This is a genomic window from Streptomyces microflavus (assembly GCF_014650075.1).
GTDB lineage: Bacteria > Actinomycetota > Actinomycetes > Streptomycetales > Streptomycetaceae > Streptomyces > Streptomyces microflavus.
On sequence record NZ_BMUG01000005.1, the window covers coordinates 362,078 to 376,601 of the forward strand.

General features: G+C 71.5%; 10 protein-coding genes. 4 read left to right on the forward strand and 6 right to left on the reverse strand.

Annotated elements, in window-relative coordinates:
- Positions 1 to 93 precede the first annotated feature (93 nt).
- The gene (locus IE264_RS16770; RefSeq protein ID WP_032754462.1) at positions 94 to 1,203 is read left to right on the forward strand and encodes an NAD(P)H-dependent flavin oxidoreductase; all 1,110 of its coding nucleotides are present in this window, start codon (positions 94 to 96) and stop codon (positions 1,201 to 1,203) included.
- Complete coding sequence (locus IE264_RS16775) at positions 1,200 to 2,750, forward strand: acyl-CoA synthetase (RefSeq protein ID WP_032754463.1); 1,551 nt, start codon at positions 1,200 to 1,202, stop codon at positions 2,748 to 2,750. The genes IE264_RS16770 and IE264_RS16775 overlap by 4 nt, the downstream gene beginning before the upstream one ends.
- A 63-nt stretch (positions 2,751 to 2,813) precedes the next feature.
- Here the strand turns inward: IE264_RS16775 and IE264_RS16780 are convergent, their stop codons facing one another.
- The gene (locus IE264_RS16780; protein WP_032754465.1) at positions 2,814 to 5,234 is read right to left on the reverse strand and encodes a penicillin acylase family protein; all 2,421 of its coding nucleotides are present in this window, start codon (positions 5,232 to 5,234) and stop codon (positions 2,814 to 2,816) included.
- A gap of 187 nt (positions 5,235 to 5,421) precedes the next feature.
- Between IE264_RS16780 and IE264_RS16785 the strand changes: the two genes are divergently transcribed.
- The gene (locus IE264_RS16785; protein ID WP_032754467.1) at positions 5,422 to 6,921 is read left to right on the forward strand and encodes an acyl-CoA synthetase; all 1,500 of its coding nucleotides are present in this window, start codon (positions 5,422 to 5,424) and stop codon (positions 6,919 to 6,921) included.
- Between the two features lie 58 nt (positions 6,922 to 6,979).
- Here IE264_RS16785 and IE264_RS16790 read toward each other — a convergent pair whose 3' ends face one another.
- The 4 genes from IE264_RS16790 to paaK all read right to left on the reverse strand — a co-directional run bounded on the left by IE264_RS16790 (position 6,980) and on the right by paaK (position 10,993).
- Positions 6,980 to 7,753 carry an amino acid ABC transporter ATP-binding protein gene (locus IE264_RS16790; RefSeq protein ID WP_032754469.1) on the reverse strand — a complete coding sequence of 258 codons (774 nt, stop codon included), beginning with the start codon at positions 7,751 to 7,753 and terminating at the stop codon, positions 6,980 to 6,982.
- Positions 7,750 to 8,628, reverse strand: a complete 879-nt coding sequence (locus IE264_RS16795; RefSeq protein ID WP_032754470.1) for an amino acid ABC transporter permease — start codon at positions 8,626 to 8,628, stop codon at positions 7,750 to 7,752. The genes IE264_RS16790 and IE264_RS16795 overlap by 4 nt, the downstream gene beginning before the upstream one ends.
- On the reverse strand, positions 8,625 to 9,518 hold the full coding sequence (locus IE264_RS16800; RefSeq protein ID WP_032754472.1) for an ABC transporter substrate-binding protein: 894 nt from the start codon (positions 9,516 to 9,518) through the stop codon (positions 8,625 to 8,627). The genes IE264_RS16795 and IE264_RS16800 overlap by 4 nt, the downstream gene beginning before the upstream one ends.
- 179 nt (positions 9,519 to 9,697) lie before the next feature.
- Complete coding sequence (gene paaK / locus IE264_RS16805; protein WP_032754475.1) at positions 9,698 to 10,993, reverse strand: phenylacetate--CoA ligase PaaK; 1,296 nt, start codon at positions 10,991 to 10,993, stop codon at positions 9,698 to 9,700.
- A 170-nt stretch (positions 10,994 to 11,163) separates the two neighbouring features.
- Here paaK and IE264_RS16810 point away from each other — a divergent pair, with 170 nt between their 5' ends.
- Positions 11,164 to 12,687, forward strand: a complete 1,524-nt coding sequence (locus IE264_RS16810) for an alpha/beta fold hydrolase (protein WP_032754953.1) — start codon at positions 11,164 to 11,166, stop codon at positions 12,685 to 12,687.
- 54 nt (positions 12,688 to 12,741) lie between these two features.
- On the opposite strand, the gene IE264_RS16815 is transcribed toward IE264_RS16810, so the two are convergent.
- Entirely contained in the window at positions 12,742 to 14,373 is a 1,632-nt protein-coding gene (locus IE264_RS16815; RefSeq protein WP_032754477.1) for an acyl-CoA synthetase, read from the reverse strand.
- Between the last annotated feature and the right edge of the window lie 151 nt (positions 14,374 to 14,524).

The following is a 14,524-nucleotide window of genomic DNA, read 5'->3' on the forward strand; positions in this document are numbered from 1 at the left end:
CGCCGTCCCGGATGCCTCCGGGGCCGCAAAGAATCTGACACTGCATCAGAAAATCTCTTCCCTCGGCTGTCCGGCTGCGGCATCCTGCCGCCCATGGAGACGGAGCTGAGCAGAGAACTGGGCATCGAGCACGCCATCTTCGGCTTCACGCCGTTCCCCGCCGTCGCGGCCGCCATCAGCAGAGCCGGTGGACTGGGGGTGCTCGGCGCGGTCCGCTACACCGACCCGCAGGAGCTGGCCCGCGACCTCGACCTGCTGGACGGGCTCGCCGACGGCAAGCCCTACGGCCTCGATGTCGTCATGCCGGCCAAGAAGGTCGAAGGGGTCACCGAGGCGGACGTCGAGGCGATGATCCCGGACGGCCACCGAGCCTTCGTCCAGGAGCTCCTCACCCGCCACGGCGTGCCCGAACTCGCCGAGGGGGAGGCGTCCGGCTGGCGCATCACCGGCTGGATGGAGGAGGTCGCCCGCAACCAGCTCGACGTCGCCTTCGACTACCCGATCAAGCTCCTCGCCAACGCCCTCGGCTCCCCGCCCGCCGACGTCATCGAGCGCGCCCACGCCCACGGGGTCCTCGTCGCCGCCCTCGCCGGAAGCGCCGAACACGCCCGCCGGCACGCTGCGGCGGGCATCGACGTCGTCGTCGCCCAGGGGTACGAGGCAGGAGGCCACACCGGCGAGATCGGCTCCATGGTGCTCGTCCCCGAAGTCGTCGAAGCCGTCGCCCCGCTGCCCGTGCTGGCCGCCGGAGGCATCGGCAGCGGCGAACAGGCCGCCGCCGGACTCGCCCTCGGCGCCCAGGGCGTCTGGCTCGGCTCCCTCTGGCTCACCACCGAGGAGGCCGACCTCCACTCCGAGGCCCTCACCCGCAAACTCCTCGCCGCAGGATCCGGCGACACCGTGCGCTCCCGCGCCCTCACCGGGAAACCCGCACGCCAGCTCCGTACCGCATGGACGGACGCGTGGGACGACCAGGCGGGGCCCGGCACCCTGCCCATGCCGCTCCAGGGCCTGCTGGTCGCCGAGGCGGTTTCCCGGATCCAGAAGTACGAGGTCGGGGAGCTGCTCGGCACCCCCGTCGGGCAGATCGTCGGCCGGATGACCAGCGAACGCAGCGTGCAGGCGGTCGTCGACGACCTGACGCGCGGCTTCGAACGGGCCGTCACCCGCATCAACCGCATCGCCGGAAGGAGCGCCACGTGAACCAGCCGCCCAACGGCTTCTGGGCCCAGGCCGCCGCCGACCCCGACCGCACTGTCCTCATCGCACCCGACGGCGAGGAGTGGAGCGCGGGCCGCCTGCACGCCGACGTCAACCGCATGGTCCACGGGCTGCGCGCGGCCGGGATGCGGGAGGGCGACGCGTTCGCCGTCGTCCTGCCCAACGGTACCGAGCTGCTCACCGCCCACCTCGCCGCCTCCCAGGCCGGCTTCTACCTCGTACCGGTCAACCACCACCTCGTCGGCCCCGAGATCGCCTGGATAGTCTCCGACTCGGGCGCACGGGTCCTCATCACCCACGAACGCTTCGCGGCCGCCGCGACCACGGCGGCCGACGAGGCCGGCCTCCCGGAGAGCCACCGCTACGCCGTGGGCACCGTCCCCGGCTGCCGCCCCTACGCCGACCTGCTCGACGGCCACCCCGCCGCCCCGCCCGGGAACCGCACCCTCGGCTGGGTCATGAACTACACCTCGGGCACCACCGGCCGCCCGCGCGGCATCCGCCGCCCCCTGCCCGGCAAGCTCCCGGAGGAGACGTACCTCGGCGGCTTCCTCGGCATCTTCGGCATCCGCCCGTTCGACGACAACGTCCACCTGGTCTGTTCACCGCTCTACCACACGGCCGTGCTCCAGTTCGCGAGCGCCGCCCTGCACATCGGCCACCCGCTCGTCCTGATGGACGGCTGGGCCCCCGAGGAGATGCTCCGGCTGATCGACACCCACCGCTGCACCCACACGCACATGGTCCCCACCCAGTTCCACCGGCTCCTCGCGCTGCCCGACGACGTGAAGGGCCGTTACGACGTCTCCTCCATGCGCCACGCCATCCACGGGGCCGCGCCCTGCCCCGACCATGTGAAACGCGCCATGATCGACTGGTGGGGGAGCTGCGTCGAGGAGTACTACGCGGCCAGCGAGGGCGGCGGCGCGTTCGCCACCGCCGAGGAGTGGCTGAAGAAGCCCGGCACCGTCGGCAAGGCCTGGCCGATCAGCGAACTCGCCGTCTTCGACGACGACGGAAACCGGCTGGCGGCAGGCCAACTCGGCACGGTCTACATGAAGATGAGCACCGGCGGCTTCAGCTACCACAAGGACGAGACCAAGACCCGCAAGAACCGCATCGGCGACTTCTTCACCGTCGGCGACCTCGGAGTCCTGGACGCGGACGGCTATCTCTTCCTCCGTGACCGCAAGATTGACATGATCATCGCGGGTGGCGTGAACATCTACCCCGCCGAGATCGAGTCCGCCCTGCTCACCCACCCCGCCGTCGCGGACGCCGCCGCCTTCGGCATCCCGCACGCCGACCGGGGCGAGGAGGTCAAGGCCGTCGTCGAACCGGCCGAGGGGCACGAGCCCGGCGACGAGCTCGCCGCCGCGATCCTCGCCCACTGCGAGGAGCGGCTCGCCGGCTACAAACGGCCCCGCTCCATCGACTTCATAGCCGCGATGCCCCGCGACCCCAACGGAAAGCTCTACAAGCGGCGGCTCCGCGAACCGTACTGGGAGGGGCACCGACGCCCCCTGTAGAAACGGACAAGGGTCCGGGAGAGGAGCTGCCCCCTCTCCCGGACCCTTGTCCGCCGGTCGGGGCTACCGCCGCTCGTGCACCCGCACCACCCGCAGGTGCGGCGAGCGGGCGATGTCCTTCTCGCAGAACCGGGACGTCACCCAGCGCTCACCCGAGAACAGCCGCGTCTGGTCGCTGTAGTGCGGCGAGTTCGGGTTCGACGACTGGGAGTACGTGAGCAGCGTCCGGGCCACCGGGCACCGGCTGCCGTCCCAGCCGACCGCCTGGATGTAGCTGGAACCGGCCGACACCTCGGCGTACCCGCCCGCCGCCGGGTTCCACACCGGCTCGATCTTGTTCCAGATGCCGAGCGACTCCGTACCGCCGCCGACGGGGATGCGCTTCCCGTTCCGTACGACGAACTGGTGCTGGTCCAACGGTGCGTCCAGCGCGATGCCTGCCGCCTTCAGCTCCGTCAGTGTGTCGGCCAGCGCCTTGCCCACACCGGGCGCGGCGGTGTTGAGGCCACGCGGTGTACGCACCGGATCGGCCGGGTCGAACGGCACCTTCCACAGCTCCGCCGCGGGCACCGCTGCCGCCCTGCGCCAGAACCGGTCGAAGAGCAGCGCGCCCCGGCTGTCGCTGTCCACGCTCCGGTCCCACCGCCGCAGCACCGGGCAGGCCGCCGACACGTCGACCGCCGTACCGCTGCTGCCCACGGCCGTCCCGCCCGGCAGAGCCGCACACCACTTCGCCACGTCGGCCGCGACCAGGTCCCCGGTCGGCGCCCGGTTCGCAAGCTGCTGGCGCTCCAGGTCCGAGACGCGCAGCCGCCCCCGCTCCGCCATCGCCGCGACATCCTCGATCGCACCCCGGGTCCGGATCGACCGCTGGGTGGCGGTCGTGCCGAAGACCCGCTCGTAGCCGGTCAGCGGCCGCTCGGCGTTGGTCAGCCAGGCGCTGTCGTTGGAGTTCTCGGCGTACGGGGCGTTCTTCAGCGTCGGCATCCGGCCCGGCCCGAAGATCCCGGGCTGCACCGCGTCCCGGTCCCTCCCCAGCGCGCACGCTGACTGCGACCCGTCGAGCACCGCGAGACCCGCCGAAGGGTAGGTTGCCCGGCCCAGCGGGGTCGAGCAGCGTGCCGCCAGCTCGTCCGTGATCCTCGGCAGCACCTGCGACTGGGAGAAGAAGGAATTGCCCGACCGGTCGGCGGCGATCGTGTTCACCCAGGGCAGCCCCTGGGAGCGGTGGAGCGCCCGCTCGATCCCGGCGGTGGAGCGCGCCCTGCTGAAGCCGAGCGAGGTGTCGGCGCTGCGCAGGTTCACCGCGTTCGGGTCGTTCAGCGCGTACGCGGTGGTCGCCGTCCAGGGCAGCGGCAGCGCCGCACCCAGCGAGGTGACCACCGGTCCGTACCGGGTCCACCACTGCGTCCGGGTCACCGGGGCGGCGCCCTTCACCAGCACGGTGACGGTGCGCTGCGTCATTCGCTGAGGCTTCCCGTCGACCAGATAGACCGTGGGATCGGCCGGATCCAGGGTCAGCTGATGCAGATTCAGCGTGACGCCGGTCGCCACCGTGTGGCTCCACGCCACGTCCGCGTTGTGCCCGATCGAGACCGTCGTCGAGCCGAGCAGGGAACCGCCCGCCACGTTCAGCTCGCCGGGGATCGTCTGCTGCGACTGCCAGAACCTGCGGCCGCCGTCCCACGGGTAGTGCGGGTTGCCCAGGAGCAGCCCGCGCCCGTTCGCCGTCGTGGAACCCCGGAAGGCGACCGCGTTGGAGCCCATGTCGGCGTTCTGCGTCGACAGGAGCCGCTGGGCCGCCGCTGCCGCCTCCTTCGGGGTGACCCCGGCGGCGGGCGGTGCGGCCGTCGGGGGCTGCGCGGCCGTGATGCCGTCGATGCCGCGCCCCTGGCCGCCGAGCACCGCGAGGGCGAAGCCCCGTACCGCCACGTCCAGGGTGGTGACCGGCCGCACCCAGGAGGCGCCCCGGCAGGCGGGGTCGGTGATGCGGTCGCGGTTCTTCCTGAGCCAGGCGTTGTACCCGGCGGCGAACCCGCGCATCGACTCCTTGGCGTCGCGGCTCGGACCCGCCGGAGCCGGGACCTTCAGCAGCTTCTCCACGGTGCCGCTGTCCCGGACGCCCCGGAAGTACAGATCGCTGGAGAGGTTCTTGGCCGCCGAGGAGAGGGAGAAGTCCGGGGCCGCGTCCGGGCCGAAGAACTTCGACCGCTCGCCGCGCACCGTGACGAACCCGTCCGCCAGCGTGCACACCTGGTCGGCGGCCTGCGCCCAGCCGGTGCCGAAGCCCAGGTTCGCGTAGTCCTTCGCCACGATGTGCGGAATGCCGTACTCCGTGTACCGGATGGTGGCGGACAGCCCGCCGCCCGACGGATGCCGGGCCTCCGAAGCTCCGGAAGCCGCGGCCGGCGGCAGCGAGGCCGACACGGTGAACAGGGCGAGACCGGAGACCGCGAACAGTCTGAGACGGTTACGGAAGGTCAAGGGTGTTCCTCCCAACAAGGCGGATGGCCAAGACGGTTCGCCCGGTCACCCCGGGCGGCCACGCGCCACTCAGCCAGGGCGCCACGCCCTCTGTCAACCGTCCGGTCGGTATCCGGCCGCCCGGCGGCTCCCCGACACTCCCCGCATGCCCCTTGACCCGCCGGGCCCGGCCGCACAGGATCACGCCATGACCGGTGTACGCAGCAGCACAGTCGACGGCGTCCTCACCCGCAGCGCCCGCCGCACCCCGGAACGGACCGCCGTACGGTACGGAGACCGGGCCTGGACCTACCGTTCGCTCGACGCCGCCGTTTCCACCGCGGCCGCCGTCCTGACCGGCGAACACGCGCTGCACCCCGGCGACCGGGTGGCCTCGTACGCCCACAACTCCGACGTCTATCTGATCGCCTTCCTCGCCTGTGCCCGGGCCGGGCTCGTCCACGTCCCCGTCAACCAGAACCTCACCGGCGACGACCTGGCCTACCTCCTGGACCAGTCCGGCTCCGCCCTCGTCCTGACCGACCCGGACCTCGCCGCACGGGTCCCCGCAGGCCGTCCCGTACGCGCCCTGCGCGACGCACCGGGCTCGCTCCTCGACGCCCTGCACACCGAGCGGCCCTTCACCCCGGAGCGCGCCCCCGGCTCCGGCGACCTGGTGCAACTGCTCTACACCTCCGGCACCACGGCCCTCCCCAAGGGCGCGATGATGACGCACGGGGCGCTGGTCCACGAGTACGTCAGCGCGATCACGGCCCTCGGCCTGGCCGCCGGCGACCGGCCCGTCCACTCGCTGCCGCTCTACCACTCCGCCCAGATGCATGTGTTCCTGCTGCCGTACCTGGCGGTCGGCGCGGAGAACACGATCCTGGACGCCCCCGACGCCGGCCGGATCTTCGACCTGGTCGAAGCGGGCCTGGCCGACAGCCTGTTCGCTCCGCCCACCGTCTGGATCGGCCTCTCCAACCACCCGGACTTCGCCACCCGCGACCTCACCGGCCTGCGCAAGGCGTACTACGGGGCGTCGATCATGCCCGTACCCGTCCTTGAACGGCTGCGCGCCCGCCTGCCTGACCTCGCCTTCTACAACTGCTTCGGCCAGAGCGAGATCGGCCCGCTCGCCACCGTCCTCGGCCCCGACGAGCACGAGGGCCGGATGGAGTCCTGCGGCCGCCCCGTCCTCTTCGTGGAGGCACGCGTGGTCGACGAGGAGGGCCGCGAGGTCCCGGACGGCACCCCGGGCGAGGTGGTCTACCGCTCACCCCAACTCTGCACCGGCTACTGGGACAAGCCCGAGGAGACGGCGGACGCCTTCCGCGACGGCTGGTTCCGCTCCGGCGACCTCGCGGTCCGCGACTCCGAGGGCTTCTTCACCGTGGTCGACCGGGTGAAGGACGTCATCAACTCCGGCGGCGTCCTGGTCGCCTCCCGGCAGGTGGAGGACGCCCTCTACACCCACCCCGCCGTCGCCGAGACAGCGGTCATCGGCTTGCCCGACGACCGCTGGATCGAAGCCGTCACCGCAGTCGTCGTCCTGCGCGGCGAGGTGAGCGACACCGAACTGATCGACCATGCCCGCGAGAAGCTCGCCCACTTCAAGGCGCCCAAGCGGGTCGTCTTCGTGGACGAACTCCCACGCAACGCGAGCGGGAAGATCCTCAAACGGGAGCTGCGGGACCGGCTGGCCTGAAGCCCAACTCCCGTGCAGCCGCCCGGCCCGTACGCCTACAGCCGCCCAGCCCGCCGGCCTACAGCCGCCCCGCCTCCACGATCCGCCGCAGGAACCTCTGCGTACGTTCCTCCCGGGGCGCGCCGAACACCTCGTCCGGAGTGCCGCGCTCCAGCACCACCCCCGCGTCCAGGAAGCAGACCTGGTCGGCGACCTCGCGGGCGAAAGCCATCTCGTGGGTGGCGATCACCATCGTCATGCCCTCGTCCTTCACCTCGCGGACCAGGCTCAGCACCTCGCCCACCAGCTCCGGGTCGAGGGCGGCGGTGATCTCGTCCAGGAGCAGCAGCCGCGGGCGTACCGCCAACGCCCTCACGATCGCGGTGCGTTGCTGCTGGCCGCCGCTGAGCCGGTCCGGGTACTCATCGGCCTTCCCGCCGAGCCCCAGCCGCTCCAGCAGCTCGCGCGCCTGCGATTCGGCGTCGGCGCGCGAAAGGCCGTGGACGCGCTGCGGGGCGAGAGTGATGTTCTGCAGGACGGTCAGATGCGGGAAGAGGTTGTACGCCTGGAACACCACCCCGATCCGGCGGCGCACCGCGTCCGCGTCGGTCCGGGGGTCGGTGATCTCCTCGCCCTCCAGCCAGATCGCCCCGTCGTCGATCTCCTCCAGCAGGTTGGCGCAGCGCAGCAGGGTCGACTTCCCGGACCCCGAGGCGCCGATCAGCGCGGTCACGGTGTGCGGGGCGACCTCCAGGTCCACGTCCCGCAGCACCAGCGACGTACCGAACGACTTGCGGACGGCCTCCATCCGCAGCACCGGGGATTCCGTGGCCGTCACCGGTGCTGTGCTCATACGAGTCCTCCCTGGGCCCGGCGCCGGTCCATCCGGGCCGTCACCCAGTCGGTGAGCCGGGTCATCGGGATGGTCAGCGCGACGAAGACCAGCCCCGCCACGACGTACGGGGTGTAGTTGAAGTCCTTGCTGGCGATGATCTGCGCCGCGTACACGGCGTCCACGGCCCCGGCGATCGAGACGAGACCGGTGTCCTTCTGGAGGGAGACCAGGTCGTTGAGGAGCGGCGGCACCACCCGGCGCACCGCCTGGGGCAGCACGACGAAACGCAGCGTCTTGCCGCTGCTGAGCCCCAGCGACCGGGCGGCGGCCCGCTGAGAGGGGTGCACGGACTCGATGCCCGCCCGGAAGACCTCCGCGACGTACGCCGAGTACGTCAGCACGAGCGCGGCGCCGCCCAGCAGCACCGGATCGTTGGTGACGCCCTCCAGGCGCAGCGCGGGCACCCCGAAGACCACCATCAACAGGCAGATGATGAGTGGCAGTCCGCGGAAGAAGTCCGTGTACGCGATGGCCAGCGCCCGGACCGGGAAGAAGACGGGCCCACGCAGGGTGCGGGCCACGGCCAGCAGCAGACCGAACGCGAGCACGGCAGTGCCGCACACCGCCAGCAGCCGCAGATTCAGCCACAGGCCCTCCAGGACCTGCGGCAGCGCCACGCGCGCGTAGTGCGGGCTGAAGAACGTCTCCTGCGTACGCTCCCAGCCGGGCGAGCCCGTGATCAGCAGGAACAACACCACACCCGTCACCAGCGTGCTGGTCGCGGCGATCGCCGTCGCCCGCCGGGTGCGGGCCCGCCGGTGGCGTTCGCGGGCGATCCGGCGCTCGGAGGGGACGTAGGTGTCCTCCCCGGGGAGGGACTTGTGCAGCGTCACTTGAGCACCGGCGCGTCGACGGCGTCGGAGAGCCACTCCTTCTCCAGGGCGGCGAGCGTGCCGTCCTTCCGCAGCGCGTCCACCGCACCGCTCACGCAGGAGGTGAGCGTGGACTCCTTGTCCAGGACCAGGCCGAACTGCTCCGGCTTCTCCGCGGAGTTCGGGAACTGGCCGACGACCTCAGCCTCCGGCACCTCGGCCCCGGTGATGTAGAAGGCGGTGGGCAGGTCCACCACGATCGCGTCCACCTGGCCCGTCTTGAGGGCCGACTTGGCGAAGTCGTTGCGCTGGTAGACGGCGGGCTTCGTATCGGGCTTCACCAGGTCGTTGATGAAGTCCAGGCTGGTGGTGCCCACTTGGGCCCCCAGCTTCACCTTCTTGAGGTCGGCCACGCTCTTCGCACCCGCCGCCTTCGACGACTTGAGCGCGACGACCGCCTGACGTACGTCGTAGTAGCCGGAGGAGAACGCCACGGCCTTCTTGCGGGACTCACTGATGGAGACCTGGTTGATGTCGAAGTCGAACTTCTTGGCGCCCGGCGCGAACGCGCTGTTGAACGGCGTGTGCTGCCAGACCACCGCATCGCGGCCGTAACCGAGCTGCTTCGCCACCGCGTACGCCACCGCCGACTCGAACCCCTTGCCGTTGGACGGCTCGTCGTCGGAGAACCAGGGGGCGTACGCGGGCTTGTCCGTGCCGACGGTCAGCTTCCCCTCGACCTCGGTGGCGAGCCCGCCCGGCGCGCACGCCCCGGTCTCCGCTCCGGCCTGGCCCGAGGCCTTCGTCTTCTCCTCCGATTGAGGGGCGCAGCCGGTCAGGGCGGCGCAGAGGGCGACGGTGGAGCAGACGGCGGTGACCGCGGTGACCAGGGAACGGTTGGCGAGATGCATAGCGGGAGACTGGCAGTGCCCGGGCCTCTCTGTCGAGATTTTCGAGCAGGTGTCCGCATAGTGGGAACGGGTGTTGCGGTGGTGTGAACACGCCGGTCACCGGGGCTGTTCACCTCGCCGTGAACACACCGGTCACCGGGGCCGGCCATCCCACGCGAACACCCGGTCACCGGGGCCGGTCACCCCGTACCGGACTCCCGCAGGTCCACGATCCGCCGGATCTTGCCCACCGAGCGCTCCAGCGACTCCGGGTCCACGATCTCGACCCCCACCGACACCCCGACCCCGTCCTTCACGGCCGCCGCGATCGCGAGGGCCGCCTTCTCCCGGTCGGCCGCCGTCGCGTCGGCCCGCGCCTCCGCCCGTACCGTCAGTGCGTCCAGGCGCCCCTGCCGGGTCAGCCGGAGCTGGAAGTGCGGGGCGACAGCGGGCGTACGCAGCACGATCTCCTCGATCTGGGTGGGGAACAGGTTCACCCCGCGCAGGATCACCATGTCGTCGCTGCGCCCGGTGACCTTCTCCATCCGGCGGAAGTTCCGGGCCGTCCCCGGCAGCAGCCGCGTCAGGTCCCGGGTGCGGTAGCGGATCACCGGCATCGCCTCCTTGGTGAGCGAGGTGAAGACCAGCTCGCCCTCCTCACCTTCGGGCAGCACCTCACCGGTGAACGGGTCCACGACCTCCGGATAGAAGTGGTCCTCCCAGATGTGCAGCCCGTCCTTCGTCTCCACGCACTCCTGCGCCACCCCGGGGCCCATCACCTCGGAGAGCCCGTATATGTCGACCGCGTCGATGGCGAACCGGTCCTCGATCTCCCGCCGCATCGCCTCGGTCCACGGCTCCGCGCCGAAGATCCCCACCTTGAGCGAGGTCGTGCGCGGGTCGACGCCCTGCCGTTCGAACTCGTCCAGCAGCGTCAGCATGTACGACGGCGTGATCATGATGATCTCGGGCCGGAAGTCCTGGATCAGCTGCACCTGGCGCGCGGTCATCCCGCCGGACGCGGGGATCACCGTGCAGCCGAGCCGCTCGGCCCCGTAGTGGGCGCCGAGTCCGCCGGTGAACAGCCCGTACCCGTAGGCCACATGCACCTTTTGGCCGGGCCTGCCGCCCGCCGCGCGGATCGACCGGGCGACCACGTCCGCCCAGGTGTCCAGGTCCCGTTCGGTGTAGCCCACGACGGTCGGACGCCCGGTCGTGCCGCTGGAGGCGTGGATGCGCCGGACGTCCCGCTCCGGCACGGCGAACATCCCGAAGGGGTAGTTGTCGCGCAGGTCGGCCTTGGCGGTGAACGGGAAGCGGGAGAGGTCGGCGAGCGTACGGCAGTCCTCGGGCCGGAGCCCGGCCCCGTCGAACGCCGCCCGGTAGAACGGCACGTTCTCGTAGGCGTGGCGCAGGGTCGTGCGGAGCCGTTCGAGCTGGAGGGTCTCCAGATCGGCGCGGCTCAGCTGTTCCGCCGCGTCCAGCATGGCTGTCATAAGGGCCCTTCCTCTCCCGAACCGGGCGACCGATCATTCGGTCGATCTTCCTGGGAGCAGTAATTCAGGAGGCCGGGGGTGCTGGCAAGAGGGGCGCACGGACCCGTTCCGGATCGGCTCGCAGCGAAGCCCGGTGCGTCCCTCCACCCGTTCCTGTTTGGATGGACGGCATGCCGACCTTCACCGCGTACGACACCACCCCGCTCGCCTACCACCTGGTGGGGGAGGGCGAGCCGCTGATCTGCCTGCCCGGCGGACCGATGCGGGCGAGCGCGTACCTCGGCGACCTCGGCGGGCTCTCCGCCGTACGGCAGCTGGTCCTCCTCGACCTGCGGGGTACGGGCGGTTCCGCCGTGCCGGACGACCCGTCGACCTACCGCTGCGACCGGCTCGTGGACGACGTGGAGGCGCTGCGCGAGCACCTCGGCCTGGACCGGATCGACCTGCTGGCCCACTCCGCCGGCGCGAACCTGGCCCAGCTGTACGCCGCCCGGTACCCGGAGCGGCTGCGCACCCTCACCCTGATCACCCCCTCCACCCGGGCCGCCGGCATCGAGGTGACCGACCAGGACCTCCGCGTGGCCGCCGCCCTGCGCAGCGGCGAACCCTGGTACGCCGAGGCCCGGGCCGCCCAGGAGGCGCTGCTCGCCGGAGGGCCCTTCGCCGAGCTGTGGCCCGCCGTCCGGCCGCTCACCTACGGCCGCTGGGACGCGGCCGCGCAGGCCCATGCCGCCGCCTCCGCCGGGCAGACCAACCCCGAGGCGCGCGGCCGCTACGAAGGCGACGGTGCGTACGACCCCGCCACCACCGTCCCCGCCCTCCGTGAGCTGGCGGCGCCGGTGCTCGTCCTCGCCGGGGAGTACGACGGGCATCCGAGCCCGGACCGGGCGACGGAGCTCGCCGCGCTCTTCCCGCACGGCGAGTTCACGGTCCAGCGGGGCGCGGGGCACTTCCCGTGGCTCGACGACCCGGGCGCCTTCTCCCGTACCGTGGCGGCCTTCCTCGATCCGGACGTCCTCACCGTGCAGGCGGGCGGTGTCCGGCTCGCGTACCGGGTGTGGGGCGAGCCCTCCGCGCCGCCCGTCGTCCTCCTCCACGGCCGGGCCGGATCCTCCCTCACCTGGAGCCGGATCGCCGAGGAGCTCGCCGCCGAACACCGCGTGTACGCACCCGACTTCCGGGGCCACGGGCTCAGCGACTGGCCCGGCCGCTACTCCTTCGAGCTGTTCCGCGACGACCTGCACGCGTTCCTGGAGGCGCGGAACCTGGCCGGCGCCACCGTCGTCGGGCACTCCATGGGCGGGGTGGCGGCCTATCTCCTGGCCCAGCGCGAGCCCGGCCTCATCGGGCGGCTGGTCATCGAGGACGCCCCGCCGCTCCTCCCGCTCGACCCGCCCCGCCCGACCGGCGTGCGCCCCGAAGGCGAGCCGGACTTCGACTGGGCCGTCGTACCGGACACCGACGCCCAGCTGAACGACCCGGATCCGACGGCCCGCGAACGGCTGGCGGAGATCACCGCCCCGACCCTGGTCATCGGCGGCGGCCCCACCAGCCACATCGACCAGAAGCAGCTCACCCACATGGCGGACACCATCCCCGGAGCCACGTTCGTCACCATCGAGGCGGGCCACCTCGTCCACACCACCCGGCCGGACGCGTTCCTCGCGGCGATCAGCGCGTTCGGCCTGGGATGACCTGCCGGTGGTCAGCCGTCAGCGAGCAGCGGTGAACCGCAAGGCCGTCGGCCGTCAGCCGCCGGCCCCGGTTCCGGCAGCCTTCGCCGCCACCGCCTTCGCCCAGCGGTAGTCCGCCTTGCCGCTCGGCGAACGCTGGATTCGCTCGGTGATGACCAGGGCGCGGGGGATCTTGTACCCGGCGAGCCGGGTCCGGCAGTGGGCCTGCACGACGTCGAGGTCCAACGCATCAGCCCCCTCCCGCAGTTCGAGGACGGCCGCGACCCTGCTTCCCCAGCGCTCGTCGGGGACGCCTGCGACGAGCGCGTCGTACACGTCCGGGTGGGACTTCAGCGCCTGCTCCACCTCCTCCGGATAGACCTTCTCCCCACCGGTGTTGATGCACTGCGAGCCCCGGCCGAGCACGGTGACGATGCCCTCCGCGTCCACGGTCGCCATGTCGCCCAGCAGCACCCACCGCTCCTCGCCCTTGCGGAAGAAGGTGTCGGCGGTCTTGGCCGGGTCGTTGTAGTAGCCGAGCGGCACATGGCCACGCTGGGCGATCCGGCCCACCTCGCCAGGGACCACCGGCTCGTACGTCGCCGGATCGACCACGGCCGTACGGGCGTTGACCTGGACCCGGAACCCCCGCTCGGGGCCCGAGTCGGCGGTGGCCGTGCCGTTGAAGCCGGATTCGGACGAGCCGAAGTTGTTGAGCAGCATCACGGTCGGCACGAGTGACTGGAACTCGGCCCGCACCGAATCCGACATGATCGCCCCCGAGCTGGAGACGGAGAACAGCGACGAGCAGTCGGTCCCGCGGAGCGGCCCGTTGAGAGCGTCGATCAGCGGACGCAGCATCGCGTCGCCCACCAGCGACACGCTGGTGACCTTCTCCTTCTCGATCGTCCGGAGAACTTCGTACGGGACGAACTTGCGGTGTATCACGACCCGTTGGCCGAAGTTGAACCCGATGAACGCGGTGAGCGTGGAGGTGCCGTGCATCAGCGGGGGAGTGGGGAAGAAGGTGATGCCCCCGCCGCCCGCCGCCACCCGCTCCGCCAGCTCCTGCGGACTCTTCACCGGATCGCCGGTCGGTGCGCCGCCGCCCAGACCGGAGAAGAACAGGTCCTCCTGACGCCACATCACCCCCTTCGGCATCCCGGTCGTGCCGCCGGTGTAGATGATGAACTGGTCGTCCGCGGAACGTGGTGCGAAGCCGCGCAGGGGCGAGCCGGAGGCCTCGGCCTCGGTGAAGGGGACGGCCCCCGGGCCCGGAGACACGGCGGCGGGTCCCACGCGGACCAGGTGGCGCAGGGCCGGCGCCTGTGCGGACGCCGCCGCCACCCGCTCGTCGAACTCGCCGTCGAAGACCAGCGCCGCCAGGTCCGCGTCCCGGTAGAGGTAGACCAGCTCCTCCTTCACGTACCGGTAGTTGACGTTGACCGGCACCAGCCGGGCCTTGAGCGCTCCCAGGACCGTCTGGAGGTACTCGATGCCGTTGTAGAGGTGCAGACCCAGGTGCTCGCCCGGGCGGAGGCCCGCGTCGACGAAGTGATGGGCGATCCGGTTGGCGGCGGCGTCCAGCTGGGCGTAGGTGAGGCGTCGCTCGGCTCCCGTACCGGGATGGTCGACGTACAGGAGCGCCTCGCGGTCGGGGACCACGTCGACGACCGACTCGAACAGGTCGGCAAGGTTGTACTCCACCGTTCCTCCTGACCCCGGGTGACTGGCGACTCGGCCGTCATTAGAGCGCCGGGCGGCACAAGTGGGAAGGGGTGGCGTCGAAAGAATCTGACGAGCTGTCAGAAAACTATTGAACTGCGACCCCGCCTACTGCAACCTGTTCCAGGTCTGG